The organism is Paenibacillus silagei (genome assembly GCF_017874735.1).
Taxonomy (GTDB): domain Bacteria; phylum Bacillota; class Bacilli; order Paenibacillales; family Paenibacillaceae; genus Paenibacillus_AQ; species Paenibacillus_AQ silagei.
On the sequence record NZ_JAGGLV010000013.1, the window covers coordinates 60,884 to 80,055 of the forward strand.

Below are 19,172 nucleotides of genomic sequence, written 5' to 3' on the forward strand. Positions count from 1 at the left end.
GTGATGAGAAAATTACTGGCGGTTCTACTAATTAGTTCGATGGCGGTGCTGGCGGCTTGCGGTAACAATAAGGAAGCGGCAAGCTCCGGGGATAAAAAGGAAATCACAGTCGGATTCGGCGTAGGTACGTATGAGGAGCAGTTCCGGCAATCCATTCTCCCGATCCTGGAAGGAAAAGGGTATACTGTAGATATCAAAACCTTCTCGCAAAATATGCAGGTCAACCCGGCCATGAAGGAAGGCTCGATTGACGCGAGTATCTTCCAGAGTACGGCCTATATGGATGCGATCAATAAGGAAATTGGCGCCGATATGGTAGGCATTGCTTATGTTCCAGGTGCACCGCAGGGGCTGTACTCGGTTAACCACACGACGCTTGACGATGTGAAGGACGGCACTACCGTCGCGATTCCGAACGACCCGGTTAATCAGGAGCGCGCGCTGCGGATTCTAGAGGAGCTGGGTTGGGTCAAGATCAAAGAGGGCGCCGGGGTAGCGGACTTCAATGTGAACAGCGTGGAGCCGGACAAGTTCAAGATTGACCTGAAGGTGCTGGATCCGGCACAGATTCTGGTCTCGCTGCAGGACGTTGATTATGGTGTAGTGAACGGGAATTATATCGCTAACGCTCCCGACCGCAAGATTACAGATGCGCTGAAGATTGAGAATACGCCTATGCAGCACAGAATCATCGTATCGGTGAACAAGAAGGACCAGGATACCCAGTGGGCCAAGGATCTAAAGGCTGCGTATGAATCCAAAGAGTTCGAGGAATATATCCTCGGACAAGAGAAATATGCCGGGTTCATTCTGCCGGAAGCCTGGGCTAACAACTAATCTAATCAGGGAGTGAATGGAAGTGTCAAAAGGCAAGATTCATTTCATTGGCGGCGGGCAGATGGCGGAAGCGATCATCCGGGCCTGCCTGGCAGGCGGCACGCTGGCTGCCGGACAGATCAGTGTGTCAGATATTAATGAGGGCCGGCTTGGGCTTCTAAAAACCAAATATAATGTAGACACGGAGAGCACGCAGCAAGAGGGCCTCTCCGCCGCCGAACTGATCGTCATCGCTGTTCGCCCGCAGGATAATCTGGTTGCACTTGGAACTCTGATCCAGCAATCTGCCTCACCGTCTGCGGTCATTGTATCGATTGTAGCGGGGGTAACGATTGCCCAGCTTGGAGATTATTTCGGAGCAGAACGTCCGATTGTCCGGGTGATCCCGAATACCTTGACCGATACCGGTTATGGATACAGCGGTGTAGCTCTGAATGCTGCCGCTTCTCTGGAGCAGGTAGAAGCATTTCTGCTGGGCTTCGGCAAGGTGCAGGTTCTGGAGGAATCCTATATTGATATCTTCACAGGCTTCGGGGTAGCCGGACCGAACTACATCTATTATTTCATTGAGTCTTTCACAGATGCTGGAGTTCTCGCCGGATTGCCGCGGGAGCAAGCCTGGAAGGTGGCGCTGGAGAATATGCTGGGAGCGGTGGCTATGCTGCAACAGACCGGACTGCATCCAAGACAACTGCTGGATATCAACAACTCGCCTGGCGGCGTCGGTATGCACGGCTTGTATGAGCTGAACAACAGTGATTTCGCTGCCGGATTGCAGCGGAGTGTACTGGCCGCGGTGAAGCGGACCACGGAGCTGGGAGTGAAGAAGTAATGGCCGTACTGAAATGGGATCACCTTGTACATTATGTGAATGATCTGGACCAGCCGGTTCAGCTCTTCGCGGAGCATGGACTAACAGCCTTCCGGGGCGGATCGCATAAGGATTGGGGAACGTATAACGCCCTCAGTTATTTCGGGCTCACCTACCTGGAGTTTCTCGGGATCGAGAACCTAGAGCTGGCACGGGCGACCAAGCATAATGTGGTGGTGCGGGATGCCGTAACGCTTTTGCCGGAGCATGAAGTGCTTAGCCGGGTGGTGCTGCGCACGGATGATATTGAAGCTGTTGAGGCAACACTGAGGCAAGCGGGTATGTTATTGTCGCCGGTCATTGACGGCCGCCGTCTGGATGATCAGGGCCGGTTGATCGAGTGGCGGATGATGACCATTGACGGTGACTTCCAGGGACTGCCCTATCCGTTCATTATTCAGTGGAACGAGAGGGATGAGCAGCGGCTGGCTAGTCTGAACAGTGCGGGAATCAACCGTCCTCACCCTGCAGGCCAGGTGGAGGTCGTCAGTGCAGGCTTCCGGGTCAGCGATCCGGCCGCTGCCGCCAGCCACTGGAGTGAACTGTTTGGTCTTCCGGTGAGCGCACCTGCGGATGGTTCGGATGGCAGCTACAGCCTTAAGGCCGGAGACCAGACATTTGAATTCACGCCAGGGGAGGAGAACCGGCTCAGCCGGATCGTGTTCCGCACGGACTCCCCTCAGCTGAAGGGACAGACGCTGACTGTTGGCGAAGGCAAGTACGTGTTTGAATAAATGCAGGACAAGCTTAGGGGACAGGCTGTTGCCGCAATTAGCGGTAGCGGGCCTGTCCTGTTTTATGTTAAAGTGTGACACAAGAATGGAGTAAGGGAATATATGGAGAATGGAGGCAGCGGATGCAGAAGCTATTTGAGTATAACTGGCAAGTGCGCCAGGATTGGTTCAACTGGTGCAGCGGGGTGGACAGGGACGAATTGATGAAGCCGCGCACCGGGGGCTTAGGCTATATCCTGCCCACGTTGTATCACATTGTAGCGGTTGAATACGGCTGGATCTGCGGCGGCATTCAGGAGAGAGTCATTGAAATTCCAGCATTCGGGGAAATCGCCAGCCTGGAGCTTGTGCAGGATTTCTCCGCCCGCTGCCATGCGGAGCTGGCTCCGTTTGTCTATGGCTGGTCGGATGAGCTGGAAGACCGGATTATGGTTGATATTACGGATGAAGGGGAACGCGAGCCCCATCCCTACGGGGAAGTGATGCGGCATGTGATCGCCCATGAGATCCATCATATCGGCCAGCTCTCGGTATGGGCGCGGGAGATCGGCAAGCCGCCGGTGACAGCTAATTTGATTGGCAGAGGGTTGTTCGACAAATAGAAGCGTAAGGAGGCCACAGAGATATGGAATTTGAGACCAGACGTCTGATCATCAGAGAGTTCACTCCAGAGGATATAGGGCAGGTACATGAGTATGCATCTGATCCGGCAGTAGTAACGCATTCGATCTGGGGGCCCAATTCTCTGGAGGATACCGGCGAATATATCCGCCATACGCTGACATTGCAACAGGAGGAGCCGCGCCAGGGCTTCGAGTATGCGGTAGTTCTGAAGGAGAACGGGCTGCTGATCGGAGGCTGCGGCCTGCATATTACCGGAACAGGCCAGGGAGAGATTGGCTATTGCTACAACAGGCTGTACTGGGGACAGGGCTATGCTACTGAGGCTGCCGCTGCACTGCTGGACTTGGGCTTTCATAAGCTGGAGCTTCACCGGATCTATGCCACCTGCCGTCCCGGGAATATCGGTTCCGCGCGTGTGATGCAGAAGCTTGGCATGACATACGAAGGGCATCTTAGAGGACATATGTATCATAAAGAGAAGTGGATGGACTCCTACCAATATTCGATTCTGGAGGATGAGTATAGGGGGCTGCACCCGCGTGCCGGGCTGTAGGGTTGAAGGGTGCAGCTGCAGGCTTAATTGCAATTCGTACAACTAAATCGTCCGATGTGCCGCCAAATCTCAGTTTAGATGTAGTTCGTGCAATTAAAATGCCCCTATACCTGGATTTTCGCCCATCCGGGCAAATTTAGTTGTACAGACTACAATTAGAAGAGGAAGTTCACTCGTTTCACTGTTTTTAGTTGCGCAGAATACACTTATCCCAGTTTTTTCGCTACGAACACGGCTTCATTCCTTACCACATTTATGGAATGAAATCACTTGTTTAATTCTGATGGACTACTAGCAAAATTAAGGAGGCACATGGGAGCGCAGTTGTCAGTTGCCAATGGGCATAACATAGCGGTTCAGCCCCCGTACACAGCAAAAAGCGCACTGCCGCAGGCAGGCGCTCTTTGCTGTTCTTGAAGTCACAAGTGATACTGTATGGTTACAGCGGCATTCCCGCCACTTCATTAATCCTCGCCGCTTCCTCAGGATCAGCAGCGATCAGCTTCTGATAGACCGCCTGATCCTGGGCGCTTTGCAGTCTCTGTTGAACGGCCATCAGCCACCGGGCAAGCTCACGGTTGACAGGGTTGCTGTAGTCCTCACTGAGACCTTGCTTCAGTGTGGCTTCTGCGGCCTGCATGTCCTGCGACATGTACTGGATCTTCGCGGTATTCAGCAGCAGTTCCGGTGTGACGGTGACATCCTGCTGCTTCGCATCCCGGTCTGCAATGGCGTAAGTATACGCATCCAGTCCGGTTTTGAAATACCGCTGCTTGTTAAGTGTCTCTTGGTCCTTGATCTCCAGCTTGCCCTCGGCCGCCGCTTCCTGCGACCGCTTCAGGGCTGCGGCTCCCAGCTCCTGCGACCGGGCAATCACTCCGCTGTACCAGGCGGTCGTCCACAGGCTTTCGCTGTCGGTCAGATCCTCGTATCCGCCCGTGAAGCCCTGCTTCACAGCTGCGGCAGCCGCGTCCTTGTCCCCGGACAGGAATTGTACTCTCCCTGCGCTTAGGCCAATTGTAGGTGTGACGAAGAATTCACGGCCCTGAAGCTGCTCAGGAGGGAGGCTTTTCAAATGCGCAATGCCGTCCGTTACATGTCTGTACGCGGAGAGCGCGGAAGCGAAATACGTCTGTTGCCCGGCTTCATCCTGTTTGGAGTAAGCTTGCTGTCCAAGGAGTGAAGCCCGGCTGATGAACTGGGCATACCAGTTGATATCCCACATGAACTTGTCCGCGTTGTCCAGATAGACATGATAGGCCGCATCGCTCTCGCCCTTCTGGTCATAGTAGCTGGCGAGCTGGGTCAGCAGCTCTTTGTTGGACGGCTCATCCTTCAGCGCACGGGTCAATACCGCATAGGCCTCGTCCAGGAACTGCTCGTTCTTGGTCTGCTCATACACCTTCTGATCCAGCAAGGACAAGTACATAGCGGATTCGGGGTGGTAGGGGCGGATGTTGAGTGCTTTTACCAAAGGAGCCTTGATCTCCTCATAGGACTGGCTCACTTGGATCAGCTTCTTGGCGGCATAAGCCTCAGAGCTTGACCGGATGTACCCCAGAGACAGGAAGAGCAGGTAGCCTGTGCCGACTCCGAGTACTGTGAAATATCCAGCTCTGATCCACAGCTTGTTCCACGTAAAGCGGAGCGGCTTGCTCTCCATGGCCACAGCCATTCCCCCCAGAGAGAGGAAGACGAGCATCCCCATGAACGCATAACTGAGGTTGAAATCCAGCAGGCTGTGAACGAGAATGGACAAGGCGATAATGAGATAGAAGAATCCGTTGTTATAGTCATCGGTCTCCCGTCTCAGGTACTGTCTGCTGAATTTGTAGAAGATAAACAGGATGAAGCCCATGAACACCAGAAAGCCGACAATGCCGACTTCAATCAGATATTGCAGGAAAAAGTTATGCGCCTGGCGGCTCAGATAAGGGTTGTTCTGATAATGCTCATAGAGTGTAGCCCAGCCGCCGCCGCCCGCGCCCAGTACCGGGTAATCCTTGACGACCTTCATGGCATCCTCGTAAAAGGTAAAACGCTCCAGGACACTGTGCTGCCTGAAGTTGATATTCTCCAGCCGTGTTCCGATATTCGCCGGGAGAATATTACGCGCGCTGGTGCCGATGAACAGGAAGGCGATGATCGCGACGCCAGCCACAGAGACGGCTGGAATCCACAATCCGCTCATGCGGCGTGATTCTAGTCTGTCAAGCTTGCGGCTCAGATAAGGTGCCAGGTAACGCTGAACTACCAGACAGAGCACGCCTGCACAGGCAGATGCTCCCAGCAGATAGCCCCAGCCTTTAAGGGCAGAGGACGAGGTGAACTCCGTATTCAGCTCCAGGCCCAGCCGTGTGACCGGGCTGGTAATCAGCAGAGAGAATAGGCCGGCAATGGCGAGATGGACAATCCACAGAATCTGCTGCACAGGCTTCAAGAAGAGCAGCAGGAGGATGAACACCACTGGCAGCAGCACCAGTCCGCCCCGGGATAAGGTAAGCAGCAGCGAGACGATGATTGGCACCAGCATGAAGCCGTGCAGCAGCTGTCCGGCCCATTTGCGGGAGCGGATCAGCGCGAAGACGGCCACGAACAGAAACGCCATCAGGAAGGCTGCATATGTATTGGCATACTGAAAAATGGAAGTCAGGCGCAGGCCGTTCGAATCGGTCATAACTGCATCGTTATACCTGCCGTTAATTACGGTCTCTGAGAACCAGCCCACCAGGCTGCCAGCCAGCTTCCAGCTTCCGAGCCAGTTGAGCAGTCCGAAGCCTACGATCAGGTAAGCGAGGGTAAGCACGCTATGCTGGACGGCGGAATTGAGCCGCTTGTGCCGGAGCAGAAGGATGCTGATGATGAAGACTGCGGCATAGGTGAACTGGGTGAACAGCATGTTCATCGCCGAGTACCGGGAAGCTGCGCCGAATAGCGACAGGGCATAGGTTACGGGAAGCAGAATGGCCGCTGCAGTGAGCAGGTCACGCTGACTCTCCAGCTTGAAGGTTCTGAGATACAGGATCGTAGAGGCCAGCATCAGAAGCCCGCTCACCAATGCAGCTACATAGATAGGCTTCTCGAACTCCGCCCTCATTCCGTTGAACAATCCGATCTGAAAAGCGGCCCAGCCAAAAAACAGCAGGAACGCAGCGCAAATCATCCAAGCAGCCCCTGAAAGCTTGTCCGTAGCTTTGACAGAAGCCGCCTGGTTTCCGTACACAGGTTTCGACACGATAGAATCTCCTTTTTCAAAATAGTAGGTCTTCCAATTTATTGCACATACATATTACGGATATAAAGTGAAAAAGTTGTTGTCTGAACGGAAATTTCAAAGATTGGAGTGTCTTGCAGGAGAGGAGGGAACGGAAAAGTGGGGAATAGGCCGGAACCTGCTCAGCGAATGAAGCAGTCTGTCCGCACAGGCCAGCCTGACGCAGTTTTCATAGAATAAGGTAACGGAGCGAATCTATGATTCATGTAAGAATGGACGCTTAAGAGTTCCGCCCGAAGGCAGCAATGACGGCAGGTGAACGCGCAATCCGCATCCTGGGCCACTGCTGCCGGGAACAAGCTTCAGGCGGGGATAATAAATTTCAGGTTAATCATGAACACGATCAGGGCGGAGGCCCCCAGGGAAAAGGCGATGCAGCCGGCACCGAGCACTCTGCGCCGGTCCTTGATGAATTTGAAGCCAAGCGCACAGACGAGTATTGTCGTTCCTGCCAGTACAACAGACATGCCGATCATCGCAAACCAATACAGGATTTCAAAAAACTCAGCCATTAGGAAACCCTCCCTTTCAGGCAATAATACAACGAATTTTAATGATTTTCCAGTCAAATGAATCAGGGACATAAGGCCCCGCAGCCATATGCCCTTTTTTGCTGTGGCCTGCTATACCACGGACAATCATACAGGAGGGCACGGCCTTTCGTGAGTAATCTATAGGGTAGGCTGGGAATGCGAAAGGAGAGGGCAAATAATGGCGGGGAGAGAACTGGCAAGCAAGCTGCTGAAGACGGCGGCGCTGCTTAGCGATTCACGGGTTGCCGGTTACATTCCGAGAACGCGGGAATATAGTGCTGCCGGATTGTCCGCGATGCTTGGAAGATACGGCAATGTTGTCATCAAGCCGGTTGTTGGCGGAGGAGGATATGGTGTCATCAAGGTGTTCCGGGATCAGAGGGGGTACGGCTTCACGTATATGAAGAGCACACGTATCTATGGAGACTTCACTTCCATGCGCCAGGCACTGGACAGATTCAAGGTGAAACGGAAATATTTGATCCAGCAGGGGATTTCTCTTGCACGGATCTCCGGCCGTCCGATTGATTACCGGGTCAAGGTGGTGAAGAACGGCGAGCACTGGGAGTTCCGCTCTATGGTAGGGAGAGTCGCCCGGCCGGGATTGTTCGTTACGAATCTCTGCAAAGGAGGTACGATGCTCAGCTGCCGCCAGGGACTGCGAAGATCATTGCCAAGAGTGGGGACCTCATCCAAAAAGGCGGAGATGCGCAGGCTGACCCTAATCTGTACCGAGCTGCTGGAGCGGCATTTTCCGGGGATCGGTGAACTGGGCTTCGACTATGCTGTAGATCATCGGGGGAAGATTTGGATTCTGGAAGTAAATACAAGACCTAAATGATTAATAAAATTTTTATATTTGACGATAAATACAGTAATAGGATAATATTGCGTTTAGTTGTTTAGATTCAGAGGTAATAAAACAAGAAATATCCCAGCCAATTATGAACATTCTAAAAAAGTTTTTGTGTGGAGATGTCAGGTTTCAGCCCTGTGCATAACTGTTATCCCCATAGTCCACTGCGCAATTGCTGACATTATAACCCTTACTCACATATTATACACAGGATTTCCACAGCAGCTTGTGGATAATGAGAACGCTTGTTCGAAAAATGATAGTTTGCTATGATAGATTCAGATCCAAATAAAGGAAAGGTAGGTGAACGTTATGGTTGAATTGTCGGATGAGATGCTGCTTGACTCTTATCACAGAGCGATAGAGCTGCATTTGGAGCATGATTTCATCGCCCTGCTTCTCGCTGAAATTCGCAAACGGAACTTACACTCTCCAGACCATGCGGTTCTGCATTAAAGATCAGAGCACATCCTGCAGCATTGGACTTCTTTAAACCGCAAGCATCAAGGAATAGGGTATCTTTTCAAGTTGAGGTGGAATCAACCTGAAAGGATACCCTTTTATTATGGCTATAAGGTTATAGACAACCTAGAGCTTAAGATTACTGCTGTGTCCCGGAGACAGCTTCGCATCCGGATCAATATACACCTTGGCGTTATTGACTGCTGTTGGCGCTTCTCCGAATCCTACAGCGATCAGCTTCAGCTTACCCGGATAAGTCGTGATATCGCCAGCGGCGAAGATTCCCGGAATGCTGGTCTCCATGCGGGAGTCAACTACAATGGAGTTGCCCTCAATGTCGATTCCCCACTCGGCAATCGGGCCCAGAGAGGAGACAAAGCCGAAATTGACAATAACGCTGTCTACTTCGATTTCTTGAGTTTCCTTGGTCTTGATATGGGACAAGGTGACCTTGGTAATGAATTCTTCACCGTGAAGCTCAGTGATCTCGGACGGCGTAATCACATTTACCTTAGAGGCCATCAGATTCTCTACACTATGCTCATGCGCACGGAATTTATCGCGGCGGTGAATCAGGGTTACCTGTTCAGCGATCGGCTCCAGCATCAGCGCCCAGTCCACAGCGGAATCGCCGCCGCCGCTGATCAGCACCTTTTTATCCTTATAAGCATTCAGATCATTTACGAAATAATGCAGGTTGGCTTTCTCGAAGCGCTGTGCATCCGGTACCTCCAGACGCCGCGGCTCAAATGCGCCTACGCCTGCCGTGATGATAATGGCTTTGCTGTGATATTCAGCCTTGTCGGTGGTGACGGTGAAATGGCGCTCACCCTGCTTCACAACCGATACGACCTTCTCCTCCAGACGGATATCGGACTGGAACAGCTCCATCTGCCGGGACAGGTTGTCCACCAGCTCCTGTGCGGTAATTTTGGGGAAGCCGGCGACATCGTAAATATATTTCTCAGGATACAGAGCAGCAAGCTGCCCTCCGAGTTGGGGCATACTCTCAATAAGGGTTACTGAAGCCTGGCGCATACCGCCGTAAAATGCGGCAAACATACCGGCTGGTCCTCCGCCTATAATCAGCAGATCGCTCATAGGAACGGTTTGCTCTAATGTCACGTAATATTACACCTCCGAGTTGATAGTTTCAATTTGCCATACAAGCGTACCTACTCATTATAAACATAGTCTCACCTGCCTGCAAAGGCCTTGATTTCAAAGAAAAAGTGTGACATTTTGTTGTATGATTATATTTGATTAAAACGATACTAAGGTTTACAATGGATATGGTTATTTTAGAAATCCTTTAAGTTTTATTGGAAATTCTTCTGAATTTAAGTGTATAAATTCACAAAAGAAACCTGATTTTTTTACAAAAAATAACACATAGACAGATTCACCTGTTGGAAGGAGCCGGAACATGAGCAGTATTCCCAAAATCGTTATTCTAGGCGCGGGGTATGGAGGGATTTTGACCGCCCAGCGGCTGCAGAAAGCTTTGAATTATAATGAAGCCGATGTAACCCTGGTTAACCGCCATGAATATCACTATTTCACGACCCATCTGCATATGCCTGCAGCGGGCACGGACAGCATCGAGCATACACGCGTATCTATCTCCAAATTAATCGATGAGTTCAAGATCGATCTTGTCAAATCCTCGGTGCAGGAGATCCGCACCCAGCAGAAGAAGGTTATTCTGGAGGACGGAACGCTCTCGTATGATTACCTAGTGATTGCCCTTGGCGGTGAGCCTGAAACGTTCGGGATTCCGGGACTCGACAAATATGCGCTAACCATCCGCAGCATCAACTCTGTGCGGCTGATCCGGGAGCATATCCAGTACCAGTTCGCCAAATATAAGAATGAGAATAATGCACAGGAGCATATCAACTTCGTCATTGGCGGCGCGGGCTTCAGCGGGATTGAATTTGTTGCGGAGCTGGCTGACCGGATTCCTGCACTATGCAAAGAATTTGATGTCGATCCAAGCATGGTCAACATCTATAATATAGAAGCTGCGCCTACGGCTCTGCCGGGGTTCGCGCCTGAGCTGGTTGAGCATGCCATGACCGTACTCACCAAGAAGGGGGTAACCTTCAAGATGGGCGTAGCGATCAAGGAATGCCTGCCTGGCGGCGTGATTCTGGCCACGGGTGAAGAGATCAAGGCTTCCACCATTGTATGGACCGGCGGTATCCGCGGGAACCGTCTGATCGAGGCTGCCGGCTTCGAAGCGATGCGCGGACGGGTGAAGGTAGACGAATATCTGCGGGCTCCGGGACATGAGAACATCTTCATCATTGGTGACGGCTCCCTCATGATTAATCCTGAAGGGCGTCCTTACCCGCCGACGGCACAGATTGCAATGCAGCAGGGAGAATGCTGTGCGCATAATCTAGTAGCGGCCATCCGCAGCCAGCAGCCGAAGAAATTCGCCTTCAGCAACAAGGGGACCGTAGCTTCACTTGGTAAGGGCCAGGGAATTGCCGTAGTCGGCGAGAAGACCTACAAAGGCTGGAAGGCAGCGCAACTGAAGAAGGTTGTCGATATGCGCTACCTGCTCATCATCGGCGGCATCCCGCTCGTGCTCAAAAAAGGAAGATTCCTCTAAGATGCGCCACTGCAGCGTGCAAGTACGCGGACTGCTGACGCGCGAGGAGCTGGACCGCTATAATGCTCTGATTGAGGTAGGCTCTTATCTGGAGGATCAGACGCGGTATGATCTAGCCTACAATATCCAGAAGGAAATCGACATTCTCATTCTCCCGGCCATCGAACGCCTGAAGGATAAGGGCCGCGCGCGTGACCGGGCGACGGCTGAATATCTGGAGAGTCTGCGTGACGGGGACGAAGACGAAGACGAAGAGGACGATAAGGAACCTTCGGCATAAGTGGAGGTAGAAAAGACGTACAATGCAAAGAGAGCCGTGCTTGCAACGCGGCTCTCGGGTGCAATAGCCGCTTTTAAGGGCGGTAGGCCTCGGACAAACAGGATACGACAAATAGACCGCATACCTTTGCTAGAGGGGGCGGTCTATTTGCGTTTATGCTGTTACAGCTTCAGCATCTCCTCAAACGATTCTTCGTTCAGCAGGTTGCCGACATAGAAGGGGCCGAACTCTCCGTAGCGGGCGCTGACTTCATCGAAGCGCATCTCGTAGACGAGCTTCTTGAACTGCAGGGCATCCTCGGCGAACAGAGTCACGCCCCACTCCCAGTCATCGAAGCCGACGGAGCCGGTGATGATCTGCTTCACCTTGCCGGCATAGCTGCGTCCGATCAGGCCGTGCGAATACATCAGCTCCCGGCGTTTCTCCATATCCAGCATGTACCAGTTGTCGGCAAGCTCACGCTTCTTGTTCATCGGGTAGAAGCAGATATGCTTCATTTGCGGCAGTACAGGCTTCAGCCTGGCAGCGACATGCGGGTTCAACATCGGATCGCTGCCGTCACCGGCACTTCCTCCTGCGGCGTAGTTGCTGAGCTCAACGATGCTTACATAGGAATAAGCCTTCGTAGTATATTGGGCAAAGGCGATTTTGTTAAAAGCGGTCTCCAGCGCATTCAGCGCCTCCAGACTCTCTCTCAGAAACATCATCACGAAATCAGCCTTCTGGCCCACGATGGAATAGACAGCAGTGCTACCCTCCTTCGCTTCCTCGACAGGTCCCCACTCCTGCATGAAGGCATGCAGCTCCTCCAGGGCCACTGCCCGTTCCTCGTCATCGGCTGCCGTCCAGGCTGTCCAGTTCAGTGAGCGGAAGTCATGCAGCGCATACCAGCCTTCCAGTGTTAAAGCGGCTTCGTTCAAGTTGTTCACTCCTTATAGGTTATCGGTGGAATATCCTCGCGTAAAATCTTCTTGGTCCGCATACCTTAAATATGTATGAACATAGGTCGGGTGCTATTTGCATTGTAGCGCAGCGGGCGGCAGAGAGCAAACGCCAAGGCCGCCATTCATGCGAATTCCGGTATTGAGCGCGATAATGTTCATTGCTTCGCTACATTTTTTCTAGTAAACTTACTATTATATAAGCTTGGGTGTGCGGTTCTTTATAGAGAGAGGGGATGGCGGTACGATGGGCTTTATTCCGGTGTTTGTTCTGGCCGTTTTATTCTTTGTGATGATGTTCGGCATTGGCTTCATTCTTAACATGCTGATGAAGACTACCTGGTTCCCTGCCTATCTGTTCGTCATTGTCATTCTTCCGGTGGTGGTCTACTCCATCTGGGACCGGAGCGCGATGTCCTTATGGGAGCACCTCTCTACCTTCCACATTGTGGATTATCTTACCGGGGTAGCCGGTCTTGCCGGAGCGGTGCTGAGCGGCTGGACCATTCAGAAGCTGCGGCTGGGCGGATACAAGATGTTCTAAGCGCTGCCTGAAGGGCGGTACAACAAGAAACGGCTAATCTCCTGTAATGGGGTGAGCCGTTTTTTTCTTTTCCGCCAGAAGAGCCAAGGATTCATCTTTATTTTACATTTTCGGCCGGGTGTTTTGTGATAGAATAGAAATCTATATGAATTCGTATAGAAGAGGGGGAGGTATCCGCAGATGCGTATGAGCAACCTGCATCATTTCACTGAACATCACCGGTACTGCGTGTCCCGCGAATTCGGTCTAAGCCAGCTGGATGGACGTATGCTGGGCTCAGTCTATCAGCCAATGGTAGGCGCGTTCGCCATCAGCCTGTACAGATTGCTGTTCGAGCATATTCCGGCTGAATCTATCGGTTACTCCGGTGTGGAGCAGCAGCGCAGGCTCTTTATGACCCTGGGCGTTGAACCCAACGAGAAGGGCCGTAAATATATGGTAGACCAGGCTTCCCGGCTGGAGGCGGTGGGACTGCTGCAGACCTGCCGGCTGTATGCCGCGGAGAATGATGATTATATGTACGAATACGAGTTAATGCCGCCGCTGTCGCCGGCTGATTTCTTTGCAACCCAGCATCTGACGCTGCTGCTCCGGGATAAGATCGGCAAGTTCGCTGTGCTGTCGCTGCGTGAGCAGTTCTGGCACCGGGAACCGGAGGAATGGAGCGGGCGGTCGCTCGGGAAAGAGAATATTTCACTGCCCTTTTATGATATTTTTGAGCTGAATACCCATGTGATCGACTATGAGCTGGAGCAGGCGCTGGCCGAGGTAGCCTCCGTGCGTCAGCCCGGCACCACTCAGGCGGTTGAGCCGAATATAGCCTACAGCGATATTATCCTGCGCTTCCCGCGTGAATCGGTGAACCGTGCGCATGTTGAGAAGCTGCGTTTTGACCATAACCAGATGGGTGTCATTAATTATGTGGCCCGCAAATACGAGCTTGGCCCGCAGGATGTATGCCGTCTGCTGGATGAGGATGATGTCTTCACGCCGGACGGAGAGGTGATTCTGGATACGCTGCAGTACAAGGCAAGCCAGCATTTCCGTCAGGATAGGAAGCGTCAGGAGAAAAGAGAGATTGCTGCCGCCAAGGTAGTGTCGCTGCGCTCCGCCGCTGAGGAAGAGAGTGATCCCTCCGCAGTGCCGGTGGAGCAGGCTGTCGAAATGGAGTTCTATGTAGAAGTGCCTCCGCAATTTCTGTCCAAATGCGACATTCACCAATATAATATGATGCTGCGCAACGAGCCTTATACACGGCTGTTACAGACGTTCTTCCCGGGGGCAGTTCCGGGCCAGTTGATGGATATCTTCGAGAAGATTGATCTGAACTATAAGCTCAGCGGCGAAGTGATCAATGTCCTGATCCATTATCTGATGACGATGGTGGCTTCCGGCGGCGATCAGCGGATGAACCGCAACTTCGTGGAGGCGATTGCCTCCAATATGCTGGTGAAGCAGGTGAATACTTACGAGAAGGCCGTGCGCTATATCCGTGACCAGTCGAAGGTGAAGGGCAAGGGGGCGGCTTCCGCCTCCTCCGGCACAGGCACTGCGGGAGCCCGCCAGCGTTCGTATACGAAGAGCGGCGGGCGGTCCGGCAAGCAGGAGATTCCGATTGCAGTAAATAACAGAAGTACCGGAACTGTATCTGACGAGGAATTTGAGGCTATGCTAAAAATGGCTGCGGAATTTGAAGCGAATAAAAAAAAGGATACTTCAGATGCTAATTAAAAGAAGGTGAGAATATGGAATCAATGGGTGATGTCCTTCGTTCAATGAATAATTCTGAATTGCGCCAACGTTCTCGTGCTCTGGAAGATAGCTTGTTTAATAATCCTTTGATAAAAAAGCTTCAGGCAGATCATCCAGAGTTAGAAGAATCTCGATGGAAGCTCAATATAAGCAGACTTTATCAATATGTTGAAGATAATAATCACTGTTCCAACTGTCCTGGTCTTGAAAAATGTCCCAATGATTTCCCAGGTCATTTTAGTAAACTTACTGTAGAGGCTGTGAATGGTTCCCCTGATTTATATGAACGTAAAACTCCGTGTTCTTTAAAAATAGCTAAAGATAAAGAAAATAGTATTCGAAAACGTATTCGTAGTTTTTATGTTGACGAACGTGTACTTAATGAGGGGTATAACCTTGTTGATATAATTGGAAAAGACAAAGAGCGTGCTAAAGATGTAAAACTTATTTTTCAATATATCAATGAAACTAAAGCTAGGGGCCTTGTTCCTCAAGGCTTATATCTTTACGGAGGTTTTGGAGTAGGCAAAACATTTTTGATGTGTTACCTTCTTCATGAATTAGCCGTTGCTGGGTATAGCGGTGTCATTGTGTATATGCCTGATTTTATAGAGGATTTGAAATCGATTATGTTAGAGGGTCAGAAGCTTAAGGAAACAGTAGAGACTTTAAAAAATTGCGATGTATTAATCTTTGACGATATTGGTGCTGAGAATCTCAACCCTTGGGCTCGTGATCACGTACTAGGTGCGATTTTAAACTATAGGATGAATCGTAAACCAACTTTTTATACCTCGAATTATCCACTAGAGGGGCTCGAGAAGCATCTTAGCTTCACCAGCAAGGACGGTGAAGAGGTCTACAAGGGCCAGCGGCTGATGGACCGGATTGCCCCGTTCGTAGAGGTGATTCCGCTGCATGGGGAGAACCAGCGTGGCAGGGCCAGAGGGTAATAAATAGAATAAGGGGTCCCAGTCCATGTGATGGCTGGGGCCCCTTTTGTGCAAATATAAGAGTGTAGAGGTTTCACGCTATACATTATCCTTCTATTAGCTATATGGATTGAACTTGAAAATATGCTGAAAGGGAAAAGTGGCGGAGGGGAATTTTGGAACTGTAGGAGCGATAGCGTCCGCCTTTGTCACCGGATTTCTACCGCTAATAGCGGTACTAAGCATGAAATCTGGGGACAACAGCGGCCGGAAGTCCAAACATTCTCTGGAGTCACGGCCATCCCATTACAGAAAAAATAAAAGTACAATCTATATAGTTAGAGTTAGCCGGATTTAGCTGGCGCTGAATTTCCACCAGTTGATATTGAACAAGTATCCGCTGCCGCCTGTGAATTTCAGGTAAAGGTCATGAGTCCCGCTTGCTCCGCTGACTGTGCAGTTCTTAGTCACCCAGCTCTGCCAGCCCCCGGTATTCTGCACTGCACAGGTGCCGACCAGCGTTCCTGTCGGACTGTCCAGCCGCAGCTCAATATTACCGCCGCTGCCTGCTGACGCTACCCGGGCCTCGAAGGCTGCGGCTCCGGCGCCGAAGTTCACATTTTTGATTTTGAGATAATCGCCGTGATCTATGAAGCCGACATTCATTCCCCCGTCCGTATCTGAGGTGGTCTCGGTCTCTACCCCAGCCGCCCATGCACTGGTCTCGGCTTGTGTTCTGACATAGGGGTTAAGGGTGGCGATGGGCTGCGGCCCGGCGGTTGTCATGTTGATGACCGGGAAGCTTCCGTCCGCGTTGTAGGTGAATTGCTCTACCCCCACTGACCGGGTGAAGCCACCCCCTCCAGGCAAGGCACCATTATGGTAAAAGAAATAGGAGCGGCCTTTGAAGTCGATGATGCCCGGGTGATTCGTGAAACTCCCGCCCTGGGTGGGCATAATGACCCCTCTGTACTTCCACGGGCCGGTAGGCGAAGAACTGGTGGAATAAGCGATATTCTCAGGAATGCCGCTTGCGGCGTAGACCATGTAGTATAAGCTGCCGCGCTTGTAGAACCAGGGTCCTTCTTCGTAGAGGGTTGGTCTGTCAGCATTGCCGTTTCGCACACCGAAGCTGTCTGTGGTCATAGGCACCTGGACAATACCCGTACTCTGGTTGTAGGAGATCATATCCGGGTTCAGCTTCACATATTTCAGTGTCGGATTCCCCCAGTAGAGATAGGCCTGGCCGTCACTGTCTACATATACCGTAGGATCGATGTCGCCCCAGCTGCTGGAGACGAGCGGCCCTCCGATAGCGTCCACGAACGGGCCGGTCGGGCTGCTGGAGACGGCGACGCCGATGGCGGGCCGTCCGAGCGAAGTGCTTTTTGCCGTGACATAAAAGTAGAATTTGCCGTTGCGCTCAATGACCTGGCTGGCCCAAGCTTCTCCGCTCGACCAGCTAAACGCCTTATAAGATAGCGGTGACCCGTGATCCGTCCAGTTCGCCATGTCCTTGGAAGAATAGACCCTCCAATCATTCATCGTATAGTAGGTCGAGTTGTCTTCGTCATGTCCGGTGTACAGGTAGACCGTATCATTGTATACAAGCGGGGCCGGGTCTGCCGTGTAGATGGTCTGTACAACAGGGTTGTCAGCGAACGATACCGGGGAATATAGCGCCGATGCCAACAAGCCTGCGACAGCAAGGCTGACAAGCTTTTTCATTCTTCCTTCCTCCTCAAAATAGGGTATAAGAGCGCTTTCGCATACAGAGTAACATGGCTCCTGTGAAACAAAAATGTGTTTTCTTTTTATTAAATTGTAAATTTATGTTATTGTTACTGAATCTCGATGGAGCACAAAATGAACGCAAAAAAAATCCGGCATCCCGCCCTGACCTGGGCAAAGAATACCGGACACTGCAGCTAAGCAGCTATTCGGACAAATACTTGATGATTACCATTCCGAAGAAGACCACGGTCATGAAGCCGGTCATTCCGAAGAAACCGGCCAGCAGATCACCGAGATCGTTGCGGGGCTCCTCATTGATATGCTCCCGCGGGTCACGGACCTGTGCGTTGACATTGACGTCCATTTGCTTCTTCCTCCTTGCTGTTGCATGACTGCATGAAGTGGGTTACAGTTATACATGTGAGAGAAGTCATTGACAATTAATGCGCTTTCTTCAAGTATACGAAGATGCAGGGGAGATGTAAAGATAGAAGGGTGATTTTATGATACATATAAGACCTATGGAACCGCAGGAGTATGATTTTCTACTGGATATGCATTATGAGTCCATTCATATTGAACAAGGTAAGCCGCCCAGAAGTGAGCTGCTGAATTCCCCGGGGATTGCGAAGTACAACGAACATTGGGGGAGACAAGGCGACAGGGCGATAATCGCACTGGTGGACAATCAGCCCGCAGGTGCTGCCTGGTACAGGCTGTTTGACGAGACGAACCAGGGCTACGGATTTGTGGATACCACAACCCCGGAATTAGGCGTTGCTATTCGGTCTGACTACAGGCAGCAGGGATTGGGAATCAGGCTAATGGAGGGCATCATACAGCAAGCCGTATCCGATGGATACCCGTCACTTTCGCTCAGTGTTGATCCGGAGAATCAGGCGGCCGTCCGGTTATATAACAAGCTCGGCTTCGAGTATGTCGGGACAGCCGGTACCTCGTGGACTATGAAGCTGAATTTCAGGGACAAAGTTTAAACCGTTAAAAGACAAATTAATTTTATGCAATATAATTTCTCGAAATATATAACAAATGCATTGTATTTATGTTATACTGTGGATGTGTCGGTAATTGATAATCTGGTTATCATATTACATGAAGCATTTTATCCCGCTATGATCTCGGAGTAAATTCTGCGGACTTGGCTCAGGCTATAGAAGCGGAAGTTATTTCGTACAGCTTAAGCTCAACAAAACTTTTTGAGGAGGAACAATATCATGGCTATCGTGAACGTGTCTGACCAATCCTTCGTGAATGAAGTGGAAGGTCAAGGTACTGTAGTAGTAGATTTCTGGGCACCTTGGTGCGGCCCTTGCAAAATGCTTGCCCCAATTCTCGAGGAATTGTCCACCGAGCTGGGTGACGATGTGAAGATCGCTAAATTGAATGTCGATGAGAATCCTGAGACAGCTTCCCGTTTTGGAGTAATGAGTATTCCTACTCTGATCTTCTTCAAAGACGGCCAGCCTGTCGACAAAGTCGTAGGACTGAACTCCAAGGACTCCCTTAAGAATATCGTAGCCAAGCATCAATAATGGGTTACAATCTGCTGTAACCTGGGCCTTGCGGCCCTTCAGACAAAGCGCCTTCGGATTACCGAAGGCGCT

General features: G+C 51.3%; 20 protein-coding genes. 14 read left to right on the plus strand and 6 right to left on the minus strand.

The features are described from left to right. Window positions 1-3 precede the first annotated feature (3 nt). The 5 genes from J2Z70_RS19165 to J2Z70_RS19185 all read left to right on the plus strand — a co-directional run bounded on the left by J2Z70_RS19165 (window position 4) and on the right by J2Z70_RS19185 (window position 3,619). Window positions 4-837, plus strand: coding sequence for a MetQ/NlpA family ABC transporter substrate-binding protein (locus J2Z70_RS19165; RefSeq protein WP_036721985.1), 834 nt, complete (start codon window positions 4-6; stop codon window positions 835-837). A gap of 16 nt (window positions 838-853) precedes the next feature. After that, window positions 854-1,669, plus strand: a complete 816-nt coding sequence (gene proC, locus J2Z70_RS19170; RefSeq protein WP_209875917.1) for a pyrroline-5-carboxylate reductase — start codon at window positions 854-856, stop codon at window positions 1,667-1,669. After that, window positions 1,669-2,442 (plus strand): VOC family protein, encoded by a 774-nt coding sequence (locus tag J2Z70_RS19175; protein WP_209875919.1) that lies wholly within the window; start codon window positions 1,669-1,671, stop codon window positions 2,440-2,442. The genes proC and J2Z70_RS19175 overlap by 1 nt, the downstream gene beginning before the upstream one ends. A gap of 122 nt (window positions 2,443-2,564) precedes the next feature. Beyond that, window positions 2,565-3,044, plus strand: coding sequence for a DinB family protein (locus J2Z70_RS19180; protein ID WP_209875921.1), 480 nt, complete (start codon window positions 2,565-2,567; stop codon window positions 3,042-3,044). 23 nt (window positions 3,045-3,067) lie between these two features. Continuing rightward, window positions 3,068-3,619 (plus strand): GNAT family N-acetyltransferase, encoded by a 552-nt coding sequence (locus J2Z70_RS19185; RefSeq protein ID WP_209875922.1) that lies wholly within the window; start codon window positions 3,068-3,070, stop codon window positions 3,617-3,619. Window positions 3,620-4,058: 439 nt separating this feature from the next. On the opposite strand, the gene J2Z70_RS19190 is transcribed toward J2Z70_RS19185, so the two are convergent. Further along, window positions 4,059-6,854, minus strand: a complete 2,796-nt coding sequence (locus J2Z70_RS19190) for an O-antigen ligase family protein (RefSeq protein WP_209875923.1) — start codon at window positions 6,852-6,854, stop codon at window positions 4,059-4,061. Between the two features lie 341 nt (window positions 6,855-7,195). Next, entirely contained in the window at window positions 7,196-7,405 is a 210-nt protein-coding gene (locus tag J2Z70_RS19195) for a hypothetical protein (protein WP_036701644.1), read from the minus strand. Between the two features lie 199 nt (window positions 7,406-7,604). Here J2Z70_RS19195 and J2Z70_RS19200 point away from each other — a divergent pair, with 199 nt between their 5' ends. Further along, entirely contained in the window at window positions 7,605-8,267 is a 663-nt protein-coding gene (locus J2Z70_RS19200; protein WP_209875924.1) for a YheC/YheD family protein, read from the plus strand. A gap of 327 nt (window positions 8,268-8,594) precedes the next feature. After that, a complete protein-coding gene (sda, locus tag J2Z70_RS19205; protein ID WP_036721967.1) occupies window positions 8,595-8,738 on the plus strand; it encodes a sporulation histidine kinase inhibitor Sda in 144 nt (47 codons plus the stop codon). A 132-nt stretch (window positions 8,739-8,870) separates the two neighbouring features. On the opposite strand, the gene J2Z70_RS19210 is transcribed toward sda, so the two are convergent. Next, on the minus strand, window positions 8,871-9,845 hold the full coding sequence (locus J2Z70_RS19210) for an NAD(P)/FAD-dependent oxidoreductase (RefSeq protein WP_209876100.1): 975 nt from the start codon (window positions 9,843-9,845) through the stop codon (window positions 8,871-8,873). Between the two features lie 325 nt (window positions 9,846-10,170). Here J2Z70_RS19210 and J2Z70_RS19215 point away from each other — a divergent pair, with 325 nt between their 5' ends. Together J2Z70_RS19215 and J2Z70_RS19220 are read left to right on the plus strand one after the other, a co-directional pair. Further along, a complete protein-coding gene (locus J2Z70_RS19215; protein WP_036701637.1) occupies window positions 10,171-11,364 on the plus strand; it encodes an NAD(P)/FAD-dependent oxidoreductase in 1,194 nt (397 codons plus the stop codon). Window position 11,365: 1 nt separating this feature from the next. Next, window positions 11,366-11,644: a hypothetical protein gene (locus J2Z70_RS19220; RefSeq protein ID WP_209875925.1), complete on the plus strand. Its 279-nt coding sequence runs from the start codon at window positions 11,366-11,368 to the stop codon at window positions 11,642-11,644. A gap of 161 nt (window positions 11,645-11,805) precedes the next feature. Here the strand turns inward: J2Z70_RS19220 and hemQ are convergent, their stop codons facing one another. Next, entirely contained in the window at window positions 11,806-12,564 is a 759-nt protein-coding gene (gene hemQ / locus J2Z70_RS19225) for a hydrogen peroxide-dependent heme synthase (protein ID WP_036721960.1), read from the minus strand. Between the two features lie 268 nt (window positions 12,565-12,832). On the opposite strand from hemQ, the gene J2Z70_RS19230 reads away from it, so the two are divergent. The 3 genes from J2Z70_RS19230 to dnaI all read left to right on the plus strand — a co-directional run bounded on the left by J2Z70_RS19230 (window position 12,833) and on the right by dnaI (window position 15,834). Next, window positions 12,833-13,129, plus strand: coding sequence for a YuiB family protein (locus J2Z70_RS19230; protein WP_036721959.1), 297 nt, complete (start codon window positions 12,833-12,835; stop codon window positions 13,127-13,129). Window positions 13,130-13,309: 180 nt separating this feature from the next. Next, entirely contained in the window at window positions 13,310-14,860 is a 1,551-nt protein-coding gene (locus J2Z70_RS19235) for a replication initiation and membrane attachment family protein (RefSeq protein ID WP_209875926.1), read from the plus strand. Window positions 14,861-14,874: 14 nt separating this feature from the next. Further along, entirely contained in the window at window positions 14,875-15,834 is a 960-nt protein-coding gene (gene dnaI / locus J2Z70_RS19240) for a primosomal protein DnaI (protein ID WP_209875927.1), read from the plus strand. A gap of 333 nt (window positions 15,835-16,167) precedes the next feature. Here dnaI and J2Z70_RS19245 read toward each other — a convergent pair whose 3' ends face one another. Together J2Z70_RS19245 and J2Z70_RS19250 are read right to left on the minus strand one after the other, a co-directional pair. Further along, complete coding sequence (locus J2Z70_RS19245; RefSeq protein WP_209875929.1) at window positions 16,168-17,541, minus strand: glycoside hydrolase family 43 protein; 1,374 nt, start codon at window positions 17,539-17,541, stop codon at window positions 16,168-16,170. A gap of 208 nt (window positions 17,542-17,749) precedes the next feature. Continuing rightward, on the minus strand, window positions 17,750-17,911 hold the full coding sequence (locus J2Z70_RS19250) for a YqzM family protein (protein WP_155991192.1): 162 nt from the start codon (window positions 17,909-17,911) through the stop codon (window positions 17,750-17,752). 139 nt (window positions 17,912-18,050) lie between these two features. On the opposite strand from J2Z70_RS19250, the gene J2Z70_RS19255 reads away from it, so the two are divergent. Further along, entirely contained in the window at window positions 18,051-18,542 is a 492-nt protein-coding gene (locus J2Z70_RS19255; protein WP_209875931.1) for a GNAT family N-acetyltransferase, read from the plus strand. Between the two features lie 240 nt (window positions 18,543-18,782). Then, window positions 18,783-19,100 (plus strand): thioredoxin, encoded by a 318-nt coding sequence (gene trxA / locus J2Z70_RS19260; RefSeq protein ID WP_036701616.1) that lies wholly within the window; start codon window positions 18,783-18,785, stop codon window positions 19,098-19,100. The last annotated feature ends 72 nt before the right edge of the window (window positions 19,101-19,172 follow it).

Coding starts and splice junctions, on each gene's coding strand:
- sda (WP_036721967.1), top strand. CDS start 8,595: ATGGTTGAATTGTCGGATGAGATGCTGCTTGACTCTTATCACAGAGCG.
- J2Z70_RS19180 (WP_209875921.1), top strand. CDS start 2,565: ATGCAGAAGCTATTTGAGTATAACTGGCAAGTGCGCCAGGATTGGTTC.
- J2Z70_RS19195 (WP_036701644.1), bottom strand. CDS start 7,405: ATGGCTGAGTTTTTTGAAATCCTGTATTGGTTTGCGATGATCGGCATG.
- J2Z70_RS19165 (WP_036721985.1), top strand. CDS start 4: ATGAGAAAATTACTGGCGGTTCTACTAATTAGTTCGATGGCGGTGCTG.
- J2Z70_RS19250 (WP_155991192.1), bottom strand. CDS start 17,911: ATGGACGTCAATGTCAACGCACAGGTCCGTGACCCGCGGGAGCATATC.
- J2Z70_RS19230 (WP_036721959.1), top strand. CDS start 12,833: ATGGGCTTTATTCCGGTGTTTGTTCTGGCCGTTTTATTCTTTGTGATG.
- J2Z70_RS19255 (WP_209875931.1), top strand. CDS start 18,051: ATGATACATATAAGACCTATGGAACCGCAGGAGTATGATTTTCTACTG.
- J2Z70_RS19175 (WP_209875919.1), top strand. CDS start 1,669: ATGGCCGTACTGAAATGGGATCACCTTGTACATTATGTGAATGATCTG.
- J2Z70_RS19235 (WP_209875926.1), top strand. CDS start 13,310: ATGCGTATGAGCAACCTGCATCATTTCACTGAACATCACCGGTACTGC.
- J2Z70_RS19185 (WP_209875922.1), top strand. CDS start 3,068: ATGGAATTTGAGACCAGACGTCTGATCATCAGAGAGTTCACTCCAGAG.
- proC (WP_209875917.1), top strand. CDS start 854: ATGGAAGTGTCAAAAGGCAAGATTCATTTCATTGGCGGCGGGCAGATG.
- J2Z70_RS19215 (WP_036701637.1), top strand. CDS start 10,171: ATGAGCAGTATTCCCAAAATCGTTATTCTAGGCGCGGGGTATGGAGGG.
- J2Z70_RS19200 (WP_209875924.1), top strand. CDS start 7,605: ATGGCGGGGAGAGAACTGGCAAGCAAGCTGCTGAAGACGGCGGCGCTG.
- dnaI (WP_209875927.1), top strand. CDS start 14,875: ATGGAATCAATGGGTGATGTCCTTCGTTCAATGAATAATTCTGAATTG.
- J2Z70_RS19245 (WP_209875929.1), bottom strand. CDS start 17,541: ATGAAAAAGCTTGTCAGCCTTGCTGTCGCAGGCTTGTTGGCATCGGCG.
- trxA (WP_036701616.1), top strand. CDS start 18,783: ATGGCTATCGTGAACGTGTCTGACCAATCCTTCGTGAATGAAGTGGAA.
- J2Z70_RS19220 (WP_209875925.1), top strand. CDS start 11,366: ATGCGCCACTGCAGCGTGCAAGTACGCGGACTGCTGACGCGCGAGGAG.
- J2Z70_RS19210 (WP_209876100.1), bottom strand. CDS start 9,845: ATGAGCGATCTGCTGATTATAGGCGGAGGACCAGCCGGTATGTTTGCC.